The organism is Pseudomonas sp. 18-147 (assembly GCF_051048045.1).
GTDB lineage: Bacteria > Pseudomonadota > Gammaproteobacteria > Pseudomonadales > Pseudomonadaceae > Pseudomonas > Pseudomonas aeruginosa.
The window spans coordinates 3095862-3118836 of sequence record NZ_CP182296.1 but is presented as its reverse complement, the minus strand read 5'-3'; the positions used below and the strand labels follow the sequence as shown (position 1 = coordinate 3118836).

The window sequence follows — 22975 nt, the reverse complement described above, 5'->3', positions numbered from 1 at the left end:
GTTTTCCTGCCTGAATTCGGCTTGCAATCGAGTTCTAGTGAGTCTCCGGAAACAGTCGTCGCGGCCGCCCCTCAACTGGCGGCGCGGATGCTTCCCCGGACCTTGTCCTTGTGCCAGCGCAGCAGATGCTGGCCGGCGTAGCGACGCAGCAGGCGCAGCAACTGCCCCTGCTGTTCGCGGATGAAAAAGTGCTGCCCGTCGAGCAGGTCGAGGGTGAAGTCGCCCCCGGCCTCATGCAGCCAGCCGAGCAACTCGGCGCTGCGCAGGCTGTCCTCGCGTCCACCGAACAGGTGCAGCGCCGCGTCCAGCGGCCCATGCGCCTGGTAGCGGTAGCTGCCGGTGACGAGAAAGTCCGCTCGCACCACTGGCAACAGCATCTGCATCAGCGACGGATCGTTGAGGACGGCCTCCGGAGTACCCCGGTAGTCGCGCAACGCGGCGACCAGTTCGGCGTCGGCCTTGGCGCGCCGGTAGCCGCTGACATCGTTTTCGGCGGGCGGGGATACGCCGGAGAGGAATAGCGCCAGCGGCCCTTCGAGGCCGCGCCGGCGCATGGCATGGGCCAGTTCGAAGGCCAGCAGCCCGCCCAGGCTGTGGCCGAAGAAGGCGTAGGGAGAAGCGCTGTCGAGGGTGCCGTGCAGCTCGCCGGCCAATTGCGCGACCAGGCTGGCGGCATCGGTATGCAGGGCCTCGCCGAAGCGAAGGCCGCGCCCCGGCAATTCCAGGGGTAGCAAGCGGATCCAGCCCGGCAGGCTGGGCTGCCAGCGGCGGAACAGCGTGGCGCTGGCCCCCGAATAAGGCAGGCAGAACAATTGCAGGGAAACGGCCGGGCTCACCTGCCGACCTCCTTGCGCCGCTGTCGTGGCCCTCGTCCGGGGCAGAGCGCTTTCCCATGATCGATCGGCATTTCCGTCTCCTGCTGCGCACGCCGGGGCGCCGGGCACCTGCCCGCGCTGTCACAGAGGGGAACGGATAACAACGGCAAATAATTAGCGCATGTAACCGCAATCTCCGGGCAACCGCGGAGCATTGCGCGAAAGGACGCCAACCCCTATCCATTCTGATGGGTTGTGCCCGGCGCTATCGCCGCATCGGCGATAGCGATGTACGCCATGGAGCAGCCGGGAACGGTTGTCGCAGCGCCTTAGCGCAGTTCTTGCGCGGAACGCCGGCAGGAGCGGCGAGGCATTCAATACCGATTTCTAACTAGCTGATTCCTAAAGATTATTAAAAAAATTTCGTCTGCGACGCATGACTGCAACATTGGCGCGGCCATCCTTCTGAAACGCCGAAGAATTTCTCCCCTCCATCATTCGCAGCGGCTATTTGCCAGCATGCGGACCATTCACGAATAAAGGTGAGATTGGTTATTTCTTCGTAATTGACAATCATTATCATTCAACATAATTTGTTGCGCCATGTGTGGGTCTTACCCCACCGCCAGTGCTCTGCAGCCCCCTCCGCAGCAAGGTGATTTCCATGTCGGAACAACTGTCTACCCGCAGATGCGATACCCCGCTCCTCCAGGCATTCGTCGATAACCGTACGATCCTGGTGAAGATCGCCGCCCGCATTACCGGTTGCCGCTCGCGAGCCGAAGATGTGGTCCAGGATGCGTTCTTCAGGCTCCAGTCGGCGCCGCAGATCACTTCGTCGTTCAAGGCACAGCTCAGCTACCTGTTCCAGATCGTCCGCAACCTGGCCATCGATCACTACCGCAAGCAGGCGCTCGAACAGAAATACTCGGGGCCGGAGGAAGAAGGCCTGAACGTGGTGATCCAGGGCGCCTCGCCGGAAACCTCGCACATCAACTACGCGACCCTCGAACACATCGCGGATGCCCTCACCGAGCTGCCCAAGCGCACCCGCTACGCCTTCGAGATGTACCGCCTGCACGGCGTGCCACAGAAGGACATCGCCAAGGAACTGGGCGTCTCGCCGATCCTGGTCAACTTCATGATCCGCGACGCCCTGGTGCACTGCCGCAAGGTCACCGCCGAGCGCCAGGGCGACAACGTCACCCATCTCAGCGCCCGCCGCTGACGGCGGCGAGCATTCCTCAGCGCCGGTAGCGGCGCACCGACGCCGCCTGCGCCTCGGCCCTGGCGGCGAAATGGGTTCCCAGCAGCAACAGCGCCGCGCGCTTGTGGCGAAAATCGAAGGGTTGGCCGCAGCAGCGGCAAAGGCCCGGCGCGGTTTCGCAGCGCGCCTTTCCCAGCGTTGGCCTCGGCGGCTCAACGGGACCGTCCAGGTAGAAATGGTGGACCAGCGCCGCCAACCACTCCGCCACCCGCTCCGGCTCTCCCCGCTCCCGCGGCCCAAGGGCGTAAAGCAAGCCCGTGGGATCGCCACGCCGGCGCTCCTCCTCGATGAATGCGCAGGTCGCGACAGGTTCAGGACGCTCCTGCGCCGGTTCGTGCGACTCGTTGCACGCAGGCCGCTGCCTGTCGCAGCGGGCATATGGATCGGCCTCGCGGCGCTCGAGGGGCGACGGAAACGACAGGCTGGAGGCTGGAGACGGAAGCATGGCCGGCTACTCGTGGGGCTTGCCTGAGTAACGTCGCATCCCGCCGCGAATTTACCCGTCCAGCCCGGCGTCCGGCCGAACGGCCATCAATAGACTTCCGGCACGATGATCTCGCCGGGCGTCGGATGCCTGACGTAATCGGCGTGGCGCAGGCGCTCCGGCAGGTGTACCGGCGGCTGCGGAACTTCCCGGTAGGGCATCTGCTGCAACAGGTGGTGGATGCAATTCAGCCGCGCGCGCTTCTTGTCGTCGGCCTGTACCACCCACCAGGGCGCCTCGGGGATGTGGGTGCGTTCGAGCATGGTTTCCTTGGCCTTGGTGTAGGCCTCCCAGCGCCGCCGCGACTCCAGGTCCATCGGGCTGAGCTTCCACTGCTTGAGCGGATCGTGGATACGGCTGAGGAAGCGCAGGTGCTGCTCGGCGTCGGAGATGGAGAACCAGTACTTGAGCAACTGGATGCCCGAGCGCGCCAGCATCTTTTCGAACTCCGGCACGCTGCGGAAGAATTCCTCGTATTGTTCGTCGTTGCAGAAACCCATGACCCGCTCGACCCCGGCGCGGTTGTACCAGCTGCGGTCGAACAGGACGATCTCGCCGCCGGCCGGCAGGTGCGAGACGTAGCGCTGGAAATACCACTGGGTCTGCTCGCGGTCGTTCGGCGCGGGCAGCGCGGCGACACGGCAGACCCGCGGGTTGAGGCGCTGGGTGATGCGCTTGATCACGCCGCCCTTGCCCGCCGCGTCGCGTCCCTCGAAGAGAATCACCACCTTGTGCCCGGTGTGCACCACCCAGTTCTGCAGTTTCACCAGTTCCCGTTGCAGGCGGAACAGTTCGCGGAAATAGCGGCGCCGACTCAATTCGCCGGGCGCATCCTCCTGCTCGGGACCGAACAGCTCGTCCAGGTTCAGCTCGTCGTCGAGCAGTTCCTGCTCCAGCTCTTCGTCGTGTCGATCGAGCCAGTCGCGACCGATGCGGCCCGAGGTATCGCCATAGGAGTCCATGCGCTGCTCTCCACGTCATGCCGAAATACCGCGAATGCTAGGCGCGTCTTCATGACGGTTTGGTGACGGTTCGATGAAAACGTAGCGATCGCCCGCCGTCGAAAACAGTCGAAAGGTCACTGAAAGTCAGAAAATTCCCTAATCATTTGAATGACTTGGCCTAAGCTGGCCAGCCTCTCCGCACTTTCCACATGCTCCGCGCACCCCGGCGACCGCCGGGGCGAACCGCGCCCTTGCGGCGCCATTGATCGGAGATCGACCATGCAAGCGTTTTCCAAACAGCAACTCATCGATGCGCTGAACGCCCAGAGCAGCGACCTGGCCACCCTGCAGAGCCTGGTCATGGGCCTCTACCTGTGGATTCGCGACAGCCATGGCCAGGCCAGCGTCGATGCGGCCTTCCAGCGCGCCCGCGAGGAGGCCAGGCAATTCCGCCAGCAGAGCGGCAACCAGGCTGACGAGCGATTGATCCTGCACCTGGCGGAAATCGTCCGCGAACAACCCTGAGCCATGACCGGCACAGACTGACCGGTTCGGCCTGACTCAAGGCCGCAAGGCAGTCCCGGGCGCCGCGGAATCGACTTTCGCGGTGTCCTCCGCGGGCAGCACCCGGATGGTCGCGGTCACGCCGGCGCGCAAGGTGTTGCGCTGGCGATAGGCGGGATCGATGGCGATGCGCACCGGAATTCGCTGGGCCAGCTTGACCCAGGTATAGCTCGGGTTGATGTTCGCCAGCAGGCGCGAGCCCTCGGCATTCTCCCGGTCGGTGATGGCATGGGCGATGCTCTGCACGCGCCCGTCGAAGCGCTCGCCGCTCATCAGTTCCACCCGCGCCCGGCTGCCGACGTGGATGCCCGGCAACTTGGTCTCCTCGAAGTATCCGCTGACATAGAACGAATCGCGGTCCACCAGCGCCAGCAATGGCACCCCGGCGTGGGCGTAGTCGCCCTCGCGGGTCTGCAGGTTGGTCACGTAGCCGCTGACCGGGGCGCGCACCTGGGTACGTTCGAGGTCGAGACGGGCCTGCTGCAAGGCGGCTTCGGCAAGCTCCACGTTGGCCTGGGCCAGGCCGAGGCTGGCCTGGTTCCTCAGCAACTCGGCCTGGGCCAGGCTGACGTCGGTCTGGGCCTTTTCGTTCTCTTCCACCGATAGCATCGAGCGCTTCTGCAATGCCGAGCGCCGCTGCGCCTCGCTGCGGCGCTGGCGCAACTGGGCCTGGCTGGCCTCGATCGCCGCGCGCGACTCGCCCAGCGCCGCCCGCGCCACGTTCACCGCGCGCTCGGCGCGCAGCACCGCCAGTTCATAGCGCGCCGGATCGATGCTGAGCAGCAGCTCGCCCTTCTCCACGGGCTGGTTGTCGCTCAGCGGCAACCGGGTGATCAGCCCGGAAACGTCCGCCGACAGCGTCACCACATCGGCGCGGACCCGCGCGTCACGGGTCCAGGGCGTGCGGGTGTAGCGTTCCCAGGCGAGGAACACCAGCGCCGCCGCCACCAGCACCGCCAGCAGGGTGGCCAGGCGCGGCCATTTGCCTTGCAACAGGTTCATCGGGACATCTCTCCCATCCACAGGATCAGACCGGCGCAGATCGCGCAGTACAACGCGCCCTGGAACAGCGCTTCGTGCCAGACCCGCTGCAACACGCCGAAGCGCCGCAACAGCGGGTTGAGCAGCAGCAGGATCAGCCAGGCCAGCAGCAGCGCCTGGGCGATCGGCGGCAGGTAGGCGCCCCCGACCTCGACATCAGCGGGCATGTCCGCCCTCCTCTTCTGGTTCTTCGACGACCGCCGGTGCGCCGCGGTCCTCCTCCAGCAACGTCCGATAGCGTTGCAGCGACTGCTGCAGGATCAGTACCGCGACATTCATGATGAAGCGCTGGCGCGTCGCCCCGAGGTCCTTCGACGGCTGCGCCAGCAAGGCCTCCAGGCCCCGGCCGAAACGCCGCAGGGCGGCCAGGGCGAGGTCCTGCCGCGGGGCGTCCGCGCCGCCGGCTATGTAGGCGGCGACCTCGCGCAGCGCCTCGCCCAGCAGCGGCTGCAACTCCAGCGGCACCACCCCGGCGTCATGCAGCGGCTCGCGCAGGCGGTTCAACGCCACGCCCATCACCACGCAGCCCAGGGCGCACTGGAAACGTTCCGCCGCAGCCGGCTCCTGGCTCGCCGGCAGCAGGCCGACCATCACCGCCAGGCGATCGATCATCCGCGTCTCGAAGGCGAAGCGCTGCGCCTCGCTGGCCTCGCAGCGCGACATTTCCGCGACGTCCTGGCGCGACAGGTAGAGCAGCCGGCGCAGGCGCGGGTCGGCGCGGAACGGATAGACCAGGGCGAACACCAGCACGGCGAGGACCGCCGCGGCGAGGAAGCCGCCGACGAACTCGAACCACTGCGAAGCGTTGCTGTAGTAGACCGCGATATTCTGCGGCGCCACCATCAGCAGGGTCTCCAGGCCGATGCCCATGGCGATCCCGGCGCTCAGCGGGCTGCTCAGGCCGACCGCGACCACGTACAGCAGCAACGCCATCCACAGCGCCAGCCACTCGAAGTCGGCGGATGCCGGCAACAGCACGAACAGCAGCGCCGCTGAGATCAGGATCGCCAGCAGCAGCCCGCGCAGGAAGTTCTGCGCCGCCAGCAGCGGACGCGGGAAGGTCGCCATCAGCGAGCACATCACGCCGACCAGCAGCAGGCTGCTGAGGGCGCCGTTCCAGGCGCTGGTGATCCACAGCCAGGCGGCGCAGGACAAGGCGACGAAAGCGCGCACGGCGTTCATCGAGGCCAGCGCCCAGTCCAGGTGCAGCGCCTGCGCCTGGCCACGGCGGTAGAAACTGCTGGCCTGGCGGCCGGACTGGATCGCATCGTTGAGTTCGAGCACTTCGCCCAGGCGCTGGAACAGCCGCGCGTATTCCCAGCGCAGGATCGCCACCTGCGGGCGCAGCGCCGGGCTCAGCGCCTCGTCGTAGGACTCCGCGCGCGTCGCCGCGGCATCGAAGGCCTGGCGCACCGCCTGGAACTCCTCCAGCACCTCGGAGGGTACCGCCCGCCCCTGCTCGGCCAGCGCGTCCAGCACCCGCAACGCACGATCCAGCAGTGCCTGGATATCCGCCGGCAACGGCCCGACCCAGTGCGCCCGCACCAGCAGGCGATGCTGGCGCAGCAGCAACAGCCGCGAGGCCATCAGCACCAGCAGGTTACCCAGCAACTGCACCAGGCCATCGGCGCGGCGCAGGTTCGGCGCGTCGAAATAGAGGTGCCGGCGCAGGCCGTCCAGCGCGGTGATGCTGGCGACCAGTTGCATCTGCCGCTGGTTGAACGACTCGTCGCCCTCGTCGCCGCGGATCACCGCCGCGGCGTGCCGCGCGGTACTGCGGATCAGGCCGTCGACCTGGGCGAAGTAGCCCTTCGCCACCGCCTGCGGTCGCGCGCTGAGCAGGCTGACCAGGGCCACGCAGGCGACGCCCAGCAGGGTCTCGGTGACCCGCACCACGGCGAGCATGAAGGTGTTTTCCGGATCGGGAATCGACAGCACGGCGACGATCACCGCGGTGAAGCCGCTGAGCACGAAGGCGTGCGAGTCGGTGTAGCGCAGCAAGGTGCCGCCGGCGGTGCAGAGCGCCAGCCAGAGTCCCAGGGCGACGAAGAACGGCAACGGTTGCTGGGCGAACAGCGCCATGATCAGCACCGCCACCACGGCGCCGGCGAAGGTACCGAGGACCTGGGCGAAACTGCGCTTGAGAGCCATCCCGGCCAGCGGCTGGCTGACGATGACCACGGTCATCAGCGCCCACTTCGGCTGCTCCAGGTCGAAGAGGAAGGCCAGGTAGAGGGTCAGCAGCCCGGCGGCGACGGTGCGCAGGGCGAACAGCAGGGTTTCCCGCGGCGGCCGCCAGAGCAAGCGGGCGTAGAATTTCAGCCCTTCCATGCCCGGCCCCACACCTCCAGGCAACGGTTGGCCGCGGACCAGGCGGCGATGAAGCGACTCGACATGCTGGTTTCTCGTTCGGGGTTCATGCGGCGGGTTCGCTTCCAGTCTAGAAGGCGCAAGGAAATCCGTGGCCGCCTACGGGGGCGGGCAGGTGCGGTCGGCCACGGAGCGACGAGTCGCGGTTACAGGGTAAAAGCCCCGACGGCCTTCCCGGTAGCGCGTCCAGGCGAAAACCGTTTTCGCTGAGAACGAACGCTGCGGCGCCTTTCGATTGGGTAAGCTTGCTCAGGGCTGGATCGATTTAGCTTGCGAATCAAGCGGATAGAAAGCCCAAGGAAAACGACCAGGAGGAGCCGAGAATGCGTCGAGCGATTGCCACTGTATCGTGGGCCCACCGATGAGCCTGCGTTTCGACGATATCGAAGCCTTCCTCAACGTCGCCGAACTCAACAGCGTGACGTCGGCGGCCGAGCGCATGAGCCTGTCCAAGTCGGTGATCAGCAAGCGTGTCAGCGATCTCGAACGACGCCTCGGCGTCCGCCTGCTCTATCGCACCACGCGCAACGTCGAGCCGACCGAGGCCGGGCATTTCTTCTACAAGGCCGCTAAGGCCTCGCTGCAGGAACTCAACAACGCCGCGGAGATCGTCGCCCTGCGCGAGAACGACCTGTGCGGCGAATTGCGCATCGTCACCCCGATGAGCTTCGGCACCCTCTGGCTGTCGCCGATCATCGCCGACTTCATGAGCCAGCACCCGCGCCTGGAGATCGTCCTGCAGATGGACGACCGCCTCACCGACTTCGAGAAGGAAGGCTACGACCTGAGCATCCGCGTCACCCGCCTGGACGACAGTTCGCTGATCGCCCGGCCGCTGGCCAACAGCCAGCGGGTGGTCTGCTGCAGCCCCGGCTACGCGGAACGCCACGGCACGCTGGACACCCTCGAACAACTGATGCAGCACGAGTGCCTGGGCTACAACAACGCCACGCCGAGCCAGGTCTGGACCTTCGAACCGGCGTTCCCCGGCGCCAAGCCCCGCGCCGTCTCGCCACGCGGACGCTTCAGCAGCAACAACGGCCAGGCCATGCGCGACGCCGCCCTGCGCGGCCAGGGACTGGCGTTGCTGCCGCTGTTCATCGTCGCCGAGGACCTCAAGAACGGCCGCCTGGTGGACGCCGCGCCCGGCCTGCGCCCACTCGACGACGTGATCTACGCGATGTATTCGCGGGCGGCGGCGATGTCGCCGAAGGTCAAGGCGTTCATCCAGCATCTCCAGCAGGCGCTGTCGATCCCGCCCTGGGGCAACGGCTGAGCGACCGAACCATTCCCGCGAGGCTCCGGTCAGATACTGGGCATGCGGAGAAGACTCCCAGGAGCCTGTCGTCTCTCCCCCGTCCGGCCACCCGGCCCACAAAGGAGAACTGCCATGATCGTGCGTACCCTGCTCATCGCCGCCGCCCTGCTCGGCGGCACCGCCCAAGCCGCCGAAAGCACCGACCTGTGCGGCGCCAACCTGCAGAAGCTGGACGATATCCTCGCCGTGCGCGGCAAGACCTCGGTCACCGGTGCGCGGGTCACCGAGGTCAAGGAACTCCAGGCCAAGGCCAGGCAGGACCAGGCCAGCGGCGACACCAAGGGCTGCATCACCGCCACCACCCAGGCCCTGCAGATCCTGCAGAACGCCGGGAAGAAATGATCCGCGACAGACGCAAGGCGGATAACCGCAAGCGGTTATCCGCCCTACCCCAATGCAACCCTCCGTAGGGCGAATAGCGCCGCAGGCGTTATCCGCCGACACTCCAGCCCCCGCCCCGACCGCGTCCGATTTCGCTCATTCGAAGCGCAGGCTTTCCCGCACCGCACGGATTTCTGCCTGGCTGGCGTCGTAGGCCTCGGCCAGGCCGGCATAGGACAGCGAATAGGCCGAGGTCTTGCCGGCCGCGGCGAGCAAGGTCTGCTTCATCACCACGGCGCCGCGCTGGCGAATGGTGCAGGTGGTCTCCAGCGCCGCCAGCCCGCCGGTGGTGGACGGCTGCGGCGAGGTGCAGGCGGTCTGCAGGCCGTTGCGCAGGAACTCGATCTGCACCAGCTTGCGCATGTGCCCGAGGACTTTCTCCAGGTTCACTGCCTGCCCGCTCTGCAGGGGCATCCGCGTCACCTCCATCACCAGTGCCTGGGAGCCGTCTGCCTGCAACTTGACCGCGCGCTGGCGCTGGCCGGCGCCGGCCTGGCCGGGCTGCGCGGCGGGCAGGTCGCTGACCTGCCAGCCCGCCGGCCAGCGCGCCATCGACGCCTCGGCCAGGCTCAGCGCGGACAGCGTGCCGACCGCCAGGGCCAGCCAGCGCCAGCCGTTGCGTCGCGTTTGCGCCTGCCTCACGGTGTACCCTCCTCTTCGCGTCCCTCCACGGCCGGCCGGGGCTGCCCGAGGGGCTCCTCGAAACGCAGCAGGCGTCCGGCATTGCCCAGCACCAGCAAGGTGCTGAGGTTGTGCAGCAGCGCCGCGACCATCGCCCCGGCCGCGCCGAGCAGGCCGAAGGCTGCCGCGGCGACGATCGCCAGGGTCCAGCCGAGGCCGATCGCCACGTTGACCTGCAGGGTCCGCCGGCATTGCCGGCTGAGCCGCACGCAGGTGCCGAGCCGGCGCAGGTCGCTGCCGATCAGCACGATATCCGCCGAGGCCAGGGCGATGTCGGCGCCGCCAGCGCCCATTGCCACCCCGACCACACCGGCCTTCAGCGCCAGCGAATCGTTGATGCCGTCGCCGACCACCATCGGCCGGAAACCGCTGCCGATCTCCGCGCCGACCTGGCGCAGCTTGTCCTCCGGCAACGCCTGCGCCACCAGTTGGCGAATCCCCACCTGCTTGGCCACGGCGTCGGCCACCGCCCGGCGATCGCCGGTCAGCAACAGTTGCCGGCCCAGACCCAGTTCGCGCAGATCGGCCAGGGCCTCGGCGGCCTCCGCGCGTACGCTGTCGGCCAGCAGCAGCCAGCCGAGGAAGCGCCCGTCCAGGGCGATTCCGGCGATCGGTCCCTCATGCTCCGGCACCTCGCTGGCGTCGATGCCCAGTTGCTGGAACAGTTCGGGCCGGCCGAGGGCGGCTTCGCCCGCCGCTGTTCGTGCGACCACGCCGAACCCCTGGCGTTCGCGGATATCGCTCAATGGATGATAGGCATCGTGCGCCGCCAGGGCTGCCAGCGCTCGGCTCACCGGATGGCTGCTGGCGGCGCCGAGGCTGGCGGCCAGGCGCAGCACCGACGTCTCCTCGGCGGCATCGGCCAGGCGCAGCGCCTGCAGGCGCAGGCTGCCGTGGGTCAGGGTGCCGGTCTTGTCGACCACCAGCGAAGTCAGGTCCGCCAGCTCCTCGAGGAAGGCCGAGCTGCGGATCAGGATACCGTGGCGGGCGGCCACGGCGATCCCGGCGATAGCCGTGGCCGGGGCGGACAGCACCAGGGCGCAGGGACAGGCGGCGACCAGCACGGCGAGCATGGCCTGGGCATCGTTGGTGACGAACCAGGTGACCGCGGCGATCAGCAACACCAGCAACATGTACTGCCCGGCGTAGCGCTCCAGCAGGCGGGTGATCGGCGGCTTGGCGCGCTCGGCCTGTTGCATCAGGCCGATCACCTTGCCCAGGGTCGAGGCCTCGCCGGTACGGGTTATCTCGATGCGCAGCAGGCCGTCGAGGTTGATCGCGCCGCCGTAGACCTCCATCCCCGGCGCCACCTCGAGCGGCACCGACTCGCCGGTGATCGGCGCGGTGTCGAGACTGGCCTGGCCCTGCAGGACCCGCCCGTCGGCCGGAACCCGGTCGCCGGCGCGCACTTCCACCTGGTCGCCCGCTCGCAGGCTGGCGTTGTCCACCTCGCTCAGGCTGCCGTCGGCCTCGATCCGCCGGGCATGGCTGCGGGTCAGCTCGCCGAGGGCGGCGATGGCCTCCTGGGAGCCGATCACGCTGCGCTCCTCCAGTACATGGCCGAAGATCATGATGATCGGCAGCAGCGCGGCGGTCAGCAGGTCGCCGCTGGCCCAGGCGCCGAGCATGGCCAGCGCGATCAACTGGTCGGTGACGCCGTGCAGGCTCGGATGCCGCAGGCTGTCCCAGGCCGAGCGGGCCACCGGAAGCGCCACCAGCAGCGACGCGACGCCGAGCAGGATCTGGCTGACCCCGGCCTGGTCCGCCGCCAGCCAGCGCCAGGCCAGGCCGAGCAGCAACAGGCCGAGGGCGAGCATCGCCAGGCTCAGCTGGCGCGCGGCGCGGCGCTGCTCGTCGCGGCTGAGCAGGCCGCCGCCGAACGGCAGGTGATGATGGTGGTGCGCGCAGCCGCCATGGCTGCCGTGGGCGGTCGGCTCGCTCATGCGCACCTCCCGGGGCGAGCCGCGGCGGCTATTGCGGGAAGCGCGCGTCCGGCCGGCGTACGTAGTCCAGGGCTTCCTTCTCGGTGAGCTCCCAGATCTGCTTGACTTGCCCGTTGTTGTCGCTCTTCAGGCCGACGAAACTGCCCTTGAGCTGGGGCATGCGGCCATAGACGATGAACAGGTTCTGCGCCGTGCGGATGCGCACCGACGGCGCCACCGAATAGCTGACGGTCTTCTTCCCCAGCCCCAGGGTGAGCACGCTGCGCAGCAGGCTCTGCTTGGGCTTCTTCAGGGTGATGACCGGGTACTGCGCGCTGGCCACGAAGCCCACCAGCATGTCGCTCGGCAACTGCCGCGCCAGCGCCTCGCCGCCGCACAGCAACAGCGCCAGCCCGCACAGCAGGGCCCTGCCGGGTGATAGCCGCGCACCGTTGCCCGTGAATGGAATACCGCCTGCCGTCATTGCCCGTCCCGTTCGCCTGGTTGTTCGACTCGGCGCCGCGTTCCGCTGGCGGAAGCGCGTACCGAAGGTTGATGCCGACGCAGGGTAGCCGTTTCACGTTCGCTTGTCCGTCCATTGTTTCACAGCCCGCGAAGGGCACCGTCGGGCAGCGGCTCATGGCTGCCCACCTTGCAGAATCAGGCGGCCATCGTCGCGCGGATCGACGCTGCCGACCGAACCGGCCTTGCCGAGGATCGCCGGCACCCGTTCGCGGTACAGGCGCCAGAGCAGGCCGGCATCGGTCGCGCCCAGCGCCGGGGCCAGGCCAACGATGCTGGCGGTGTCGCGGCGCGCCTGGGCCAGCCGTTCGCCGGCCTCGGCGCGGGCGAGCTGCAGGGTGCGGTCGGCCCCCTCGGTGGCGGCCTGGGTGAGTTTCTCCGCCTCGGTGCGCGCCTTGGCGACGTTCTGCTCGGCCAGTTGGCTGGCGGTCAGCACCGCGTTGAAGGCGCTTACCGCATTGCGCGGCAGGCTCGACTGCACGTCGACCCGCACCACCTGGATGCCCAGCCCGCTGCCGGCCGCGGCCAACGCCGCCAGGCTGTGGTTGATGCCCTGCACCAGGTCGCCGCGCAGGCGTTCGCGGCGCTCGGCGACCGCGCTGTCGTTGCCGAGCAACTCCGGGCGCGCCACCAGGATGGTGTCCAGGTCGCGCGCGGCGCAGACCTGCACGGCGTTGCGCGCCACCAGCCGGTCCAGCGCCGGCAGCACGTGGGCGCCCTGGAGGACGTAGGCGTACGGGTCGTCGACCTTGTAGAACACCCGCACGTCCAGTTGCACCACCCCGGCGTCGCCGGTCAGCAGGTAGCCGGAGCCGGCCAGCGCGTCGCTGGACAGGCTGACGTCGAGATCGGCGCGACGCGCCTGCTCGGAACGCAGCAGGCCCTCGACGCGGCGTTCGATCACCTGTTCGGCGGACGGCAGCAGCACCACCTGCTCCAGCGGCTGCGGCCAGGCCAGCAGCAGGCCGGGACCGGCCAGGCGCTCCAGCGCGCCCAGGCGCAGCACTACGGCGCGGTTCTCCGGGCCGATCTGGCGGACGTTGGAAAACGCCCAGGCCAGCGCCGCCAGGAGGGTCACGCCGAACAGTGCGAGGAACGCCAGGCGTCCGGCCTGCAGCCAGGGGCTGCGCAGCCCCTCGTGCGCTTCGCCGCTCATGGCCGGCGCCCGTTGGCCGGCGCTTCGGCGGGGAGCGCCGGCGGCCCGTCGACCAGCACGCGGAACGGTGCGGCATCGGTGCGCAAGACCAGCCGGGTATCGCCGTTGACGATGGTGCCGAGGGTGTCCAGCGAGCGCAGCAGGTTGTATAGCTGCGGCGAACCGGCGTAGGCCTTGCCGTAGATGCGCGCCGCCTCGACCCGTGCCTGGGCCTCGATCTCCGCGGCTTTCACCGAAGCCTCGGCCTGGATCACCCGGGCGTCGCGCTCCGCCGCCGAACGGATCTCCGCGGCCTGGCGACGGCCCTCGGCGGTACGCTCGGTGGCGATGGTCTCGCGCTCGGCGCGCATGCGGTCGACGGTGGCGCCGAGGGTCACCTTGGGCAGGGTCAGGCGCTCGATGCCGACCTGCACCACCTTGACCCCGTAGGTCGCCAGCAACTGATGGTCGATCTGTTCGCGCAGGCGCGCTTCGAAGTCGCCGATACGCACCCGCGACGCCTCGGTATTCACCAGGTCGGCCAGGTCATAGGCGCTGGCGGTGGTTTCCAGCGCCGAGCCGACGAAGGTGCGCAACTGCCGGGCAGCCTCGTCCGGCTGGTTGCGCACCGCGCGCATGAAGCGCTGCACGTTGTCGGCGTCGCCCTGGACCTGCCAGGCCACGTAGGCCTGGACGATGATCCGCAGGCCATCGCGGGTGCCGACGTCCTGCAGGCCGCTGGAGGTGGTGCGCAGGCGCAGGTCGACCGGGATCGCGCTCTCGAACGGCAACGGCAGGCGCCAGGCCAGGCCCGGTTCGAGCAGGACCCGCGCCGGGTTGCCGAAACGGGTGATGACCATCGCCTCGCCGGAACGTACCTGCACCAGGCAAGCGGCGGCGACGGCGAACAGCACCAGCAGCGCGGCGACCAGCAGCCGGCGCCAGGGCGACGCGGCCTGTGCGCCATGGCCGTGATCGTGATCGTGATCGTGATCGTGATCGTGATCGTGATGATGCTCGTGGTGGCTGTGCGAGTGGGAGTGACCGAGGCTCAAGAGCGCTCTCCTCATGGTGCGGATTGCCCGGCCGCGGACGCCGGAGCGGCGGACGGACGGGACGAAGACGGGGAATCCAGGCGGCCGAGGCCGAAGCTGCGCAGGTCGATGGTCGGCGCGCCGGCGCCGGCGATGCGGTGGTCGATGAGCAGCAGGTTGGCCTTGCCCAGGCCGCGTCCGAGTTGGCGGTAGTAGGCCTCCAGCAGGAAAGCCTGGCCGGCGTCGGCATAGCCTTCCCGCTCGGCGGCGAAGCGCCGGTCGGCGGCCTGCGCGGCGGCCAGGGCCTCGCGGGCCTGCGCGCTGGCCCGGTCGTGCGCCACGCTGGCCTGTAGTTGCGCCTCGTTGCGTTGCGCGGCGGCCTGCCCGCGCTCGCGGGCGATCAGCGCCTGGGCGGTGATCTGCGCGGCCTGCACCGCGTGGTAGGCATTCGCCGCACCGGCCGGCGGATGGATCGCCTCGACCGCCGCGCCCAGTACCTCGACGCCGCTGCCGAGGCGGTCGAGATCGGCCTGCACGGCCTGGCCGATCTGCTCGGCCAGGCCCGCACGCTGCTCGCCGAGGACCTCATCGAGGGTCCGCGAGGCGAAGGCATGCACCAGTACGCGGCTGGCGGTGCTGCGCACCAGCGTCGGCACGTCGGCGCTGCGGTAGGTCGCCGCCAGCGCCGATGCGTCGTCGAGAGCGATGCGGTAGACGATGCGCACGTCCATGTTGACGATCTGGAAGCTCTGCCGACGGTCGGCCAGGCTGGCGATGACCTGCGATTTCTCGCTGACGTGGGAGGCGTCCCACAAGCGGTTGGCGCTATCCGGGGCCGGACCTTCGGCGGGCGCGAGCGGCTCGGCTCCGCCGTCGCCGGCGGCGACGCTGGTGGCCAACTCGTGGACCACCCCGTTCTCCACCGCCAACACCCGCCCCAGCGGCCAGGGCAGCCCCAGGTGCAGGCCGGGGCCGAGCACCGCGACCGGCTTGCCGAAGCGCTCGTAGACACCCCGTGCATCCATGCCGATCTCGCGTACGCCGCTGAGCAGCCAGCCGCTCAGCGACACCACCGCCAGCACCGGCAGGAACGCCCGCCGCATGAAACCGAAGGCCCAGACCTGGCGCAGGTCGATGCCGAAGCGCTGGTGCAACTCATGCTGCAGACGCTGCAGGGGACGCGGCGGCCAGCGCAACAGGTCGGCCAGCAGGCTGGTGGCGACCAGGCGCGGTTCGAGGCCGGCACGCTGCGGCGCGAACATCGCCAGGATCGCCCTGCCCAGCAACTCCAGCGCCAGCGCCGCCGGCAACAGGCCGAGCAGTACCGCCAGGCGCGGGGCCCAGGGGTGTCCCTGGCGAGCCAGGAACAGACAGAGGGCGGCCAGCACCAGGGTACCGATCAACGCCCGCGCCAGTTGCCCGAGGACCGGGGCTTCCGGCCACTGCGCCGGCCCTTGGCTGGCGAAGCGACGTTCCAGCACCAGCACCGCGAAGGCCAGTAGCAGGCAGATACCGATGGCGAGGTCGGCCGCTTGCCCGGAACTGGCCGGCGGCAGGTCGAGACGCCAGCCGGCGGCTACCAGGCACAACGCCAGCGCCGCGCTCGCCGCCAGCCACAGCGCAGCGTGCCCGAGCTGGGCCAGGCCGTGGGCGATGGCCTGGCCCAGGCGCTCCAGCAGCCGTTCATAGGCGCTGTCGGCGGTGGCGTCGGGTTCGTCCCGCTGCCAGCGCAGCCAGGCAGGCCGCGCGTTGGCCTCCGCGCCGAGGACCACGCAACGCCAGGCCGCGACCCGGTAGGCCGCGTGCAGACCGGCGAACAGGACCAGCCAGGCCGCGCCGAGGTTGTACAGCAGCGGCGGCCAGAGCGAGTCGGCGGCGAACAGGCCGATGAAGAACCCCAGCACGGCGCAGGCGGCGGCCAAGGCGACGCTGGCCGCTGCCCATCGCCACAGCTGGCGCAACTGCCGGGGCGCCTGCTGGAAACGCGGCAGCGATTCGGCGGCGACGCCCTCGGCGTCCAGGTCGACTCTCATCTTCACTCCAGGCAAAACTCGAAGGTACCGGCCAGGCCGGCGCAAACGCCCGCAACTTTATAACAATGCGCGTTAAGAAGTTGTCATGATTTGAAAAACAGTCTGCATCCCAAGGCTCTTGACTGGAAGACGAGAGTCTGTGTGCAGCACCCTGGGCAACACCTAACCAATCGAAAGGTTCTAAGCAGCCGGGAAAAACCACCGGACATCCGTGCAAACGACCATTCGTCGGCAATTCTCATTCAAATCGGATTTCTTATAACCAATCCGCATAGGCCTACCGGAGCCCTCATCTCCCCCGCAAAGGCACGCCATTCCGGGCCTCGACGCGTAGCCGGCAGGCCTTTTCGCATAGCCTGACGGTTTTATAACAGCGGCAGAGCGTCAATAATCCGACCATCGACTGTGATAGCGTCAAAAAAGAATCATATCGATCCTTTGTAGCGTTATCCGGTGCCATGCAGTCCTTATCGAACAACCGCCGGGGCCTCGCCAAGCCCCGGTTCGAGCCACGCATTGCGTGGTCGCAGCAAACGTTTGTGCGGATTACCCCAGGAGGCTCGCCCATGACCGAATCGACTGCCGGGGCCGGAGTCCATGGCACAGCCTCCGGACAGGCTGGCGAAAGCCCTGCCGCGCGCAGGGAACGATCGCCGGTGACGGATCGTCGATGAGCCGGGGGAAGCCATGCGAAGCCTGATCGGGATGACGTTCCTGAACTCCTCCGTAGGCCAGCGCCGGCTGCGCCAGAACGGTATCGTGCTGCGCCTGGGACTGGTAGTCGCGGATCGCCGGCGCGCGACCCTGCCGCACCGGCAAGGCCACTGCCTCGATCGTCAGGACCTGGAAACCCTGTTGCTATGGCTACAGCGGCACTTCCTCTGCGTTCCCCTGGAACACCTGCTCGAAGGCCCCGCTCCAGCCTGCCTGCGGATCGCCCTGAGCGTCGACGGCAACCCTGCGGAACTGGCCGAGCAGGTCTATCCGCTGCTGGAACGCTACGAAATGCCGGCGAGCGCCTTCATCGGCGGTGACCCGCGCAGTTGGCGCGAAGCGGTGGCCGAGACGCTCTGGCAGGCCGATGCGACTGCCGCCGGACCCTTGCTGGAACTGCTGGAGGGTTACAGCGGCGCGGCACTCATGGCGGTGTTCGAACGCACCGGCGACGACCAGCGTCGCAGCCGCAACCTCGACCTCCTCCTGCGCAAGCTGGAACGCCTCGACCCGGCCTCGCAGCAGGCCTTGCACGCGGCCTGCCCGGTTCCCGCACCGTACAGCGCTGGCGACTGGGAGCGGGTCCGCCGCCTGGAAAACAGCGGCCTGCTTCGCTTCGGCCTGCGCGGACAGGAGCCGCACCCATCGGCAGGCCTTTGCGCCGAGGACTGTCTCGGCCGCGCCCACCGCCAGCTCCAGCAGCATTGCGCCGCCTCCCTGCCGGTGTTCTGCCAAGCTCGCACCACACCCGCCGCGCAACCCGGCCTGCGCGCCGCCCTCGGTCGGCTTGGCTACCGCTTCGCCTTCGGCGCGCGCAATGGCCTGGTGGATACCCGTTGCGACCCGCTGGACCTGCCGCGCATCGAGGTGGATGCGGCGATCGCCGCCCGTCCCGGCCGGCTGGCCTGGCGCATCTATCGTGGAGCCCGCCCATGAGCATGGCTTCCAGCCCGTTCCCAAGGAGGCGCGACAGGCAGTCGCCCTCCGCCGGAAGACCGCCCGAACCACGGGAAGCGAACGCGCCGTCGCCCGCCACGCCGCAGCGACGCCGCTCTCAGGGATATGGCCAGCCCAGCTGGCCCGGTATCAGCAAGGATCGTCCCATGACTGCAGACACCCCTACCTCTGTCGCTACCATCAACCACCTGCTGCTCGGCGCGCCCTACACCAGCCCACTGGTGATCCCCGGCGACTGGCTGGTCGACGAGCTGGAAGGCGCCGTGGAGGTCGGCGGCTTCACCGACGGCCTGTTCCGCTGGCCGACGCGCAAGCGCAGCGGCCGCCCTTCGCCGATTCTCTGCGGCGACCTGCTGCGCGCGGTACGTACCGAATGCGCCGAGTCGGTGCAGTTCTGGTGGGGTTTCAGTCCGAGCCTGGTGGGGCGCTGGCGCCGCGCCCTCGGCGTGACCCGCCGCAACAATCCCGGCGACCAGGCGGTGGCGCGCGCCCGCGCCGCCCTCGCCCGCTCGCTGGACCGCAAGGCGCCGCCGAAGGCACCGGCCGCCTGGTCCAGCGAAGAAGTCGAGTTCATCCGCCGCCACGGCAGCAAGCGCAGCCTGGCCTGGTGCGCCTACATGCTCGGCCGCAGCTACCAGAGTGTCGCCAGCAAGGCCGAGGAGCTTTCCCCGCACAGCGGGCGCGACCGCAACAATGCGATCTGGAGCAAGTCCGAGGAAGATCTGTTGCGCCAGCACTACCAGCAGCGCGGCTCGCTATGGTGCGCGCAGCAGACCGGCAAGACCCGCGCAGCGGTATTCCACCGGGCCAAGAAGCTGGGCCTGCAACGGCAGCGGCCGAAACACCCGTGAGGCCGGTCGCCGCCCTCTCCCGCCGAGGCGAGAGAGGGCCAGTGCTCAACCGCGGTAGTAGCGCTGCGCCACGAAGGGCATCTTGCTGACCACCAGGGTCACCGGCTTGCCGCGCACCATCGCCGTCACCTCGCTGCCCAGGCCGGCCAGCTCGCTCGGCACGTAGCCCATGGCCAGCGGCGCGTTGAGACTCGGACCGAAACCGCCGCTGCTGACCTTGCCGATCGCCCGGCCCTGGGCATCGACGATCTCGGCGCCCTCGCGCACCGGCATCCGCCCCTGCGGCAGGAAACCGACGCGCTTGCTGGCAACGCCCTGCGCCTGCTGGGCAAAGATCCGCTCGGCGCCGGGGAAGCCGCCGGCGCGCACGCCGTCGGCGCGGCGCGCCTTGGAAATGGCCCAGCCGAGGCTGGCTTCGACCGGCGTGGTGGCGCTGTCCATGTCGTGGCCGTAGAGGCACAGGCCGGCTTCCAGGCGCAGCGAGTCGCGCGCGCCGAGGCCGATCGGCGCCACTTCCGGCTCGGCCAGCAGGCGCCGCGCCAGGGCCTCGGCATGGGCGGCGGGCACGGAGATCTCGTAGCCGTCTTCACCGGTATAGCCGGAGCGGCTGACGTAGCAGTCCTGGCCGAGCAGCTCGACGCGGGCGAACTGCATGAAGGTCATCTGCGCCACCTGCGGCGCCAGGCGCTCCAGCACCCGCACCGCCGCCGGTCCCTGGAGGGCGAGCAAGGCACGCTCCTCGAACAGCGGCTCGACGCTGCAACGGTCTTCCAGGTGACGACGCAGGTGCGCCAGGTCCTGGTGCTTGCAGGCGGCGTTGACCACCAGCAGCAGGCAATCGCCGAGGTTGGCCACCATCAGGTCGTCGAGGATCCCGCCCTGCTCGTCGGTGAACAACGCGTAGCGCTGCTGGCCCACCGGCAGGTCGAGGATGTCCACCGGCACCAGGCTTTCCAGGGCCAGCGCCGCATCGGCGCCCACCAGGCGGATCTGGCCCATGTGCGAAACGTCGAACAGACCGGCCTGCTCGCGGGTGTGCAGGTGCTCCTTGAGCACCCCGGCCGGGTACTGCACCGGCATGTCATAGCCGGCGAAGGGCACCATCTTCGCCCCCAGTTCCAGGTGCAGGGCGTGCAGGGGCGTCTTGGCGAGGGTTTCTGCGGTCATGTTTCACTCCATGGCATCCCGGCCTCCTTTCTGCCGGAGAGCCGCGATCGATTGTCGGGAAAGAAAAAAGAAGCGCCGGCGCAGCGGCGCGGTTCAGCATTCGATGATGTTCACGGCGAGGCCGCCGCGCGCGGTTTCCTTGTATTTGCTTTTCATGTCGGCGCCGGTCTGGCGCATGGTGCGGATGACCTTGTCGAGGGAAATGAAGTGCTGGCCGTCGCCGCGCAGGGCCATGCGCGCGGCGTTGATCGCCTTCACCGAAGCCATCGCGTTGCGTTCGATGCAGGGCACCTGGACCAGCCCGCCGACCGGGTCGCAGGTCAGCCCGAGGTTGTGCTCCATGCCGATTTCGGCGGCGTTCTCGACCTGCTGCACGCTACCGCCGAGCACTTCGCAGAGCGCCCCGGCAGCCATCGAGCAGGCCACGCCGACCTCGCCCTGGCAACCGACCTCGGCGCCGGAGATCGAGGCGTTTTCCTTGTAGAGGATGCCGATCGCCGCGGCGGTGAGCAGGAAGCGCACCACGCCGTCGTCGTCGGCCCCGGGGATGAAGCGCGCGTAGTAATGCAGCACCGCCGGAATGATCCCCGCCGCGCCGTTGGTCGGCGCGGTCACCACGCGGCCGCCGCTGGCGTTCTCCTCGTTCACCGCCAGGGCGTAGAGGTTGACCCAGTCGAGCACGCTGAGGGCATCGCGCAGGCCGGCCTCCGGCCGCTGGCACAACTGGCGGTGGAGCGCCGCCGCACGGCGCCTGACCTTCAGCCCGCCGGGCATGATGCCCTCGTTGCGGCAGCCGGCCTCGACGCAGTCCTGCATCACCTGCCAGATACGCAGCAGGCCGGTGCGGGTTTCCTCGGCGGGGCGCCAGGCCTTCTCGTTCTCGGCCATCAACTGGCTGATCGACAGGCCTTCGCGGGCGCAATGGTCGAGCAGTTGCCGCGCGGTCTTGAAGGGGAACGCCAGCGGCGTGCGGTCCTCGACGATGCGGTCGAGGCCGGCGGCCTCGTCGTCGACCACGAAACCGCCGCCCACCGAGTAGTACTCGCGGCTGCGGACCTGCAGGCCGGCAGCGTCGAAGGCACGGAAGATCATGCCGTTGGGATGGTAGGCCAGCGGCTTGCGGATCAGCGCAAGGTGTTCCTTCTCGACGAAGCGGATCGGCCGCTCGCCGAGCAGGCGCAGCTCGCCGCTGGAACGGATGGCATCGAGCCGAGCGGGAATCGCGGCGGTATCCACCGTGTCCGGCTGCTCGCCCTCCAGGCCGAGCAGTACCGCCTTGTCGCTGCCGTGGCCCTTGCCGGTGGCGCCGAGCGAGCCGTACAGCTCGACCTTGACGCTGGCAGTGGCCTCCAGCAACCCCTCGCGCCTCAGCCCCTCGGCGAAGCGCGCGGCGGCACGCATCGGCCCCACGGTGTGGGAGCTGGACGGCCCGATGCCGATCTTGAACAGATCGAAGACACTCAGGGACATGCTCGTCTCCGCTTGCGGATTGGCCGCCACCACGGCGGCGTTCCTGTTCAATCAGCGTAGACCGGGAAGTGCCGGCAGAATTCGCCGACCTGGTTCCTGACCCGTTCGCCGACCTCGGGATTGTCGATATCGTCAAGGATGTCGCAGATCCAGCCGGCCAGTTCGCGGCACTCGCCCTCGCGGAAACCGCGAGTGGTCACCGCCGGGGTGCCGATGCGGATGCCGGAGGTGACGAACGGGCTCTGCGGATCGTTCGGCACGGCGTTCTTGTTCACCGTGATGCCGACCCGGCCGAGGGCGGCGTCGGCTTCCTTGCCGGTCAGGCCCTGGCGCACCAGGCTGATCAGCATCAGGTGGTTGTCGGTGCCACCGGAAACCACGTCGTAGCCGCGCCCGATGAACACCTCGGCCATCGCCTTGGCGTTGCGGATCACCTGCGCCTGGTAGTCCTTGAAGCCCGGCTCCAGCGCTTCCTTGAAGCACACCGCCTTGGCCGCGATCACGTGCATCAGCGGGCCGCCCTGGGCGCCGGGGAATACCGCGGAGTTGAGCTTCTTCTCGATCTCCTCGTTGGCGCGCGCCAGGATCAGGCCGCCGCGCGGGCCGCGCAGGGTCTTGTGGGTGGTGGTGGTGACCACGTCGGCGAAGGGGATCGGATTCGGGTAGAGGCCGGCGGCGACCAGCCCGGCGACGTGGGCCATGTCGACGAACAGCAGCGCGCCGACCTTGTCGGCGATGGCGCGGAAGCGCGGGAAGTCGAGGGTCTTGGAGTAGGCGGAGAAGCCGGCGACGATCATCTTCGGCTTATGCTCCACGGCCAGGCGCTCGACTTCGTCGTAGTCGATCAGCCCGGTAGCGGTGTCCAGGCCGTACTGCACGGCGTTGTACAGCTTGCCGGAGGAGGACACCTTGGCGCCGTGGGTGAGATGGCCGCCGTGGGCCAGGCTCATGCCGAGGATGGTGTCGCCGGCGTTGAGCAGCGCCAGGTACACCGCGGCGTTGGCCGAGGAACCGGAATGCGGCTGGACGTTGGCATAGTCGGCGCCGAACAGCTGCCTGGCGCGGTCGATGGCCAGCCGCTCGACCTTGTCGACGTGTTCGCAGCCGCCGTAGTAGCGCTTGCCCGGATAGCCCTCGGCATACTTGTTGGTCAGGCCGCTGCCCTGCGCCTGCATGACCCGCTTGCTGGCGTAGTTCTCCGAGGCGATCAGTTCGATGTGGTCTTCCTGCCGCCGGTCTTCGGCGTCCATCGCGGCGAGCAGTTCGTCGTCGTAGCCCTGGAGCTGGTCGTGCTTGCTGAACATG

21 protein-coding genes are annotated in these 22975 nt (G+C 68.7%); 6 read left to right on the top strand and 15 right to left on the bottom strand.

The window, feature by feature from the left end; genetic code table 11:
- Nucleotides 1–71: 71 nt before the first annotated feature.
- Nucleotides 72–836 carry a pyoverdine biosynthesis thioesterase PvdG gene (gene pvdG / locus ACM0M4_RS14885; protein WP_054375897.1) on the bottom strand — a complete coding sequence of 255 codons (765 nt, stop codon included), beginning with the start codon at nucleotides 834–836 and terminating at the stop codon, nucleotides 72–74.
- Between the two features lie 643 nt (nucleotides 837–1479).
- Between pvdG and pvdS the strand changes: the two genes are divergently transcribed.
- Entirely contained in the window at nucleotides 1480–2043 is a 564-nt protein-coding gene (pvdS, locus tag ACM0M4_RS14880; protein WP_202070590.1) for a pyoverdine signaling pathway sigma factor PvdS, read from the top strand.
- 16 nt (nucleotides 2044–2059) lie between these two features.
- On the opposite strand, the gene ACM0M4_RS14875 is transcribed toward pvdS, so the two are convergent.
- Together ACM0M4_RS14875 and ppk2 are read right to left on the bottom strand one after the other, a co-directional pair.
- Nucleotides 2060–2527, bottom strand: a complete 468-nt coding sequence (locus tag ACM0M4_RS14875) for a hypothetical protein (RefSeq protein ID WP_016253400.1) — start codon at nucleotides 2525–2527, stop codon at nucleotides 2060–2062.
- Between the two features lie 86 nt (nucleotides 2528–2613).
- Complete coding sequence (ppk2, locus tag ACM0M4_RS14870; protein WP_003089666.1) at nucleotides 2614–3528, bottom strand: polyphosphate kinase 2; 915 nt, start codon at nucleotides 3526–3528, stop codon at nucleotides 2614–2616.
- Between the two features lie 261 nt (nucleotides 3529–3789).
- Here ppk2 and ACM0M4_RS14865 point away from each other — a divergent pair, with 261 nt between their 5' ends.
- The gene (locus tag ACM0M4_RS14865) at nucleotides 3790–4035 is read left to right on the top strand and encodes a hypothetical protein (RefSeq protein ID WP_003113070.1); all 246 of its coding nucleotides are present in this window, start codon (nucleotides 3790–3792) and stop codon (nucleotides 4033–4035) included.
- A gap of 36 nt (nucleotides 4036–4071) precedes the next feature.
- Here the strand turns inward: ACM0M4_RS14865 and ACM0M4_RS14860 are convergent, their stop codons facing one another.
- The 3 genes from ACM0M4_RS14860 to ACM0M4_RS14850 are packed head-to-tail and all read right to left on the bottom strand — an operon-like array spanning nucleotide 4072 to nucleotide 7446.
- Nucleotides 4072–5076 carry a biotin/lipoyl-binding protein gene (locus ACM0M4_RS14860; protein ID WP_003113071.1) on the bottom strand — a complete coding sequence of 335 codons (1005 nt, stop codon included), beginning with the start codon at nucleotides 5074–5076 and terminating at the stop codon, nucleotides 4072–4074.
- Nucleotides 5073–5282: a DUF1656 domain-containing protein gene (locus ACM0M4_RS14855; protein WP_003116901.1), complete on the bottom strand. Its 210-nt coding sequence runs from the start codon at nucleotides 5280–5282 to the stop codon at nucleotides 5073–5075. The genes ACM0M4_RS14860 and ACM0M4_RS14855 overlap by 4 nt, the downstream gene beginning before the upstream one ends.
- On the bottom strand, nucleotides 5272–7446 hold the full coding sequence (locus ACM0M4_RS14850) for an FUSC family protein (RefSeq protein WP_003160355.1): 2175 nt from the start codon (nucleotides 7444–7446) through the stop codon (nucleotides 5272–5274). Before ACM0M4_RS14850 ends, ACM0M4_RS14855 begins: the two co-directional genes overlap by 11 nt.
- Before the next feature lie 400 nt (nucleotides 7447–7846).
- On the opposite strand from ACM0M4_RS14850, the gene ACM0M4_RS14845 reads away from it, so the two are divergent.
- Both ACM0M4_RS14845 and ACM0M4_RS14840 read left to right on the top strand, forming a co-directional pair.
- Entirely contained in the window at nucleotides 7847–8761 is a 915-nt protein-coding gene (locus tag ACM0M4_RS14845; RefSeq protein WP_054375898.1) for a LysR family transcriptional regulator, read from the top strand.
- 114 nt (nucleotides 8762–8875) lie between these two features.
- Nucleotides 8876–9145 carry a hypothetical protein gene (locus ACM0M4_RS14840; RefSeq protein WP_003089681.1) on the top strand — a complete coding sequence of 90 codons (270 nt, stop codon included), beginning with the start codon at nucleotides 8876–8878 and terminating at the stop codon, nucleotides 9143–9145.
- 135 nt (nucleotides 9146–9280) lie between these two features.
- On the opposite strand, the gene ACM0M4_RS14835 is transcribed toward ACM0M4_RS14840, so the two are convergent.
- The 6 genes from ACM0M4_RS14835 to ACM0M4_RS14810 all read right to left on the bottom strand — a co-directional run bounded on the left by ACM0M4_RS14835 (nucleotide 9281) and on the right by ACM0M4_RS14810 (nucleotide 16511).
- On the bottom strand, nucleotides 9281–9826 hold the full coding sequence (locus ACM0M4_RS14835) for a DUF4946 domain-containing protein (RefSeq protein WP_003102966.1): 546 nt from the start codon (nucleotides 9824–9826) through the stop codon (nucleotides 9281–9283).
- Nucleotides 9823–11808, bottom strand: a complete 1986-nt coding sequence (locus ACM0M4_RS14830) for a cation-translocating P-type ATPase (RefSeq protein WP_115288779.1) — start codon at nucleotides 11806–11808, stop codon at nucleotides 9823–9825. The genes ACM0M4_RS14835 and ACM0M4_RS14830 overlap by 4 nt, the downstream gene beginning before the upstream one ends.
- Nucleotides 11809–11836: 28 nt before the next feature.
- A complete protein-coding gene (locus ACM0M4_RS14825; RefSeq protein WP_003089693.1) occupies nucleotides 11837–12271 on the bottom strand; it encodes a hypothetical protein in 435 nt (144 codons plus the stop codon).
- 153 nt (nucleotides 12272–12424) lie between these two features.
- Nucleotides 12425–13465, bottom strand: a complete 1041-nt coding sequence (locus tag ACM0M4_RS14820) for an SPFH domain-containing protein (RefSeq protein ID WP_010793040.1) — start codon at nucleotides 13463–13465, stop codon at nucleotides 12425–12427.
- Nucleotides 13462–14499 (bottom strand): protease modulator HflC, encoded by a 1038-nt coding sequence (gene hflC, locus ACM0M4_RS14815; protein ID WP_028680831.1) that lies wholly within the window; start codon nucleotides 14497–14499, stop codon nucleotides 13462–13464. The genes ACM0M4_RS14820 and hflC overlap by 4 nt, the downstream gene beginning before the upstream one ends.
- An 11-nt stretch (nucleotides 14500–14510) precedes the next feature.
- Nucleotides 14511–16511, bottom strand: a complete 2001-nt coding sequence (locus tag ACM0M4_RS14810) for a protease modulator HflK (RefSeq protein WP_054375899.1) — start codon at nucleotides 16509–16511, stop codon at nucleotides 14511–14513.
- 687 nt (nucleotides 16512–17198) lie between these two features.
- Between ACM0M4_RS14810 and ACM0M4_RS14805 the strand changes: the two genes are divergently transcribed.
- Both ACM0M4_RS14805 and ACM0M4_RS14800 read left to right on the top strand, forming a co-directional pair.
- Nucleotides 17199–18161, top strand: coding sequence for a polysaccharide deacetylase family protein (locus tag ACM0M4_RS14805; protein WP_221345554.1), 963 nt, complete (start codon nucleotides 17199–17201; stop codon nucleotides 18159–18161).
- A complete protein-coding gene (locus ACM0M4_RS14800) occupies nucleotides 18158–19033 on the top strand; it encodes a hypothetical protein (RefSeq protein WP_004349942.1) in 876 nt (291 codons plus the stop codon). Before ACM0M4_RS14805 ends, ACM0M4_RS14800 begins: the two co-directional genes overlap by 4 nt.
- 45 nt (nucleotides 19034–19078) lie before the next feature.
- Here ACM0M4_RS14800 and gcvT read toward each other — a convergent pair whose 3' ends face one another.
- The 3 genes from gcvT to glyA all read right to left on the bottom strand — a co-directional run bounded on the left by gcvT (nucleotide 19079) and on the right by glyA (nucleotide 22974).
- Nucleotides 19079–20200, bottom strand: coding sequence for a glycine cleavage system aminomethyltransferase GcvT (gcvT, locus tag ACM0M4_RS14795; protein ID WP_003122380.1), 1122 nt, complete (start codon nucleotides 20198–20200; stop codon nucleotides 19079–19081).
- A gap of 93 nt (nucleotides 20201–20293) precedes the next feature.
- The gene (locus ACM0M4_RS14790) at nucleotides 20294–21670 is read right to left on the bottom strand and encodes an L-serine ammonia-lyase (protein WP_012614114.1); all 1377 of its coding nucleotides are present in this window, start codon (nucleotides 21668–21670) and stop codon (nucleotides 20294–20296) included.
- 47 nt (nucleotides 21671–21717) lie between these two features.
- Nucleotides 21718–22974 carry a serine hydroxymethyltransferase gene (glyA, locus tag ACM0M4_RS14785; protein WP_019726242.1) on the bottom strand — a complete coding sequence of 419 codons (1257 nt, stop codon included), beginning with the start codon at nucleotides 22972–22974 and terminating at the stop codon, nucleotides 21718–21720.
- Nucleotide 22975 lies beyond the last annotated feature (1 nt).

Coding starts and splice junctions, on each gene's coding strand:
- ACM0M4_RS14805 (WP_221345554.1), top strand. CDS start 17,199: ATGCGAAGCCTGATCGGGATGACGTTCCTGAACTCCTCCGTAGGCCAG.
- ACM0M4_RS14830 (WP_115288779.1), bottom strand. CDS start 11,808: ATGAGCGAGCCGACCGCCCACGGCAGCCATGGCGGCTGCGCGCACCAC.
- ACM0M4_RS14820 (WP_010793040.1), bottom strand. CDS start 13,465: ATGAGCGGCGAAGCGCACGAGGGGCTGCGCAGCCCCTGGCTGCAGGCC.
- ppk2 (WP_003089666.1), bottom strand. CDS start 3,528: ATGGACTCCTATGGCGATACCTCGGGCCGCATCGGTCGCGACTGGCTC.
- pvdS (WP_202070590.1), top strand. CDS start 1,480: ATGTCGGAACAACTGTCTACCCGCAGATGCGATACCCCGCTCCTCCAG.
- ACM0M4_RS14800 (WP_004349942.1), top strand. CDS start 18,158: ATGAGCATGGCTTCCAGCCCGTTCCCAAGGAGGCGCGACAGGCAGTCG.
- ACM0M4_RS14860 (WP_003113071.1), bottom strand. CDS start 5,076: ATGAACCTGTTGCAAGGCAAATGGCCGCGCCTGGCCACCCTGCTGGCG.
- ACM0M4_RS14865 (WP_003113070.1), top strand. CDS start 3,790: ATGCAAGCGTTTTCCAAACAGCAACTCATCGATGCGCTGAACGCCCAG.
- glyA (WP_019726242.1), bottom strand. CDS start 22,974: ATGTTCAGCAAGCACGACCAGCTCCAGGGCTACGACGACGAACTGCTC.
- gcvT (WP_003122380.1), bottom strand. CDS start 20,200: ATGACCGCAGAAACCCTCGCCAAGACGCCCCTGCACGCCCTGCACCTG.
- ACM0M4_RS14875 (WP_016253400.1), bottom strand. CDS start 2,527: ATGCTTCCGTCTCCAGCCTCCAGCCTGTCGTTTCCGTCGCCCCTCGAG.
- ACM0M4_RS14845 (WP_054375898.1), top strand. CDS start 7,847: ATGAGCCTGCGTTTCGACGATATCGAAGCCTTCCTCAACGTCGCCGAA.
- ACM0M4_RS14840 (WP_003089681.1), top strand. CDS start 8,876: ATGATCGTGCGTACCCTGCTCATCGCCGCCGCCCTGCTCGGCGGCACC.
- ACM0M4_RS14810 (WP_054375899.1), bottom strand. CDS start 16,511: ATGAGAGTCGACCTGGACGCCGAGGGCGTCGCCGCCGAATCGCTGCCG.
- ACM0M4_RS14825 (WP_003089693.1), bottom strand. CDS start 12,271: ATGACGGCAGGCGGTATTCCATTCACGGGCAACGGTGCGCGGCTATCA.
- ACM0M4_RS14855 (WP_003116901.1), bottom strand. CDS start 5,282: ATGCCCGCTGATGTCGAGGTCGGGGGCGCCTACCTGCCGCCGATCGCC.
- ACM0M4_RS14790 (WP_012614114.1), bottom strand. CDS start 21,670: ATGTCCCTGAGTGTCTTCGATCTGTTCAAGATCGGCATCGGGCCGTCC.
- ACM0M4_RS14850 (WP_003160355.1), bottom strand. CDS start 7,446: ATGGAAGGGCTGAAATTCTACGCCCGCTTGCTCTGGCGGCCGCCGCGG.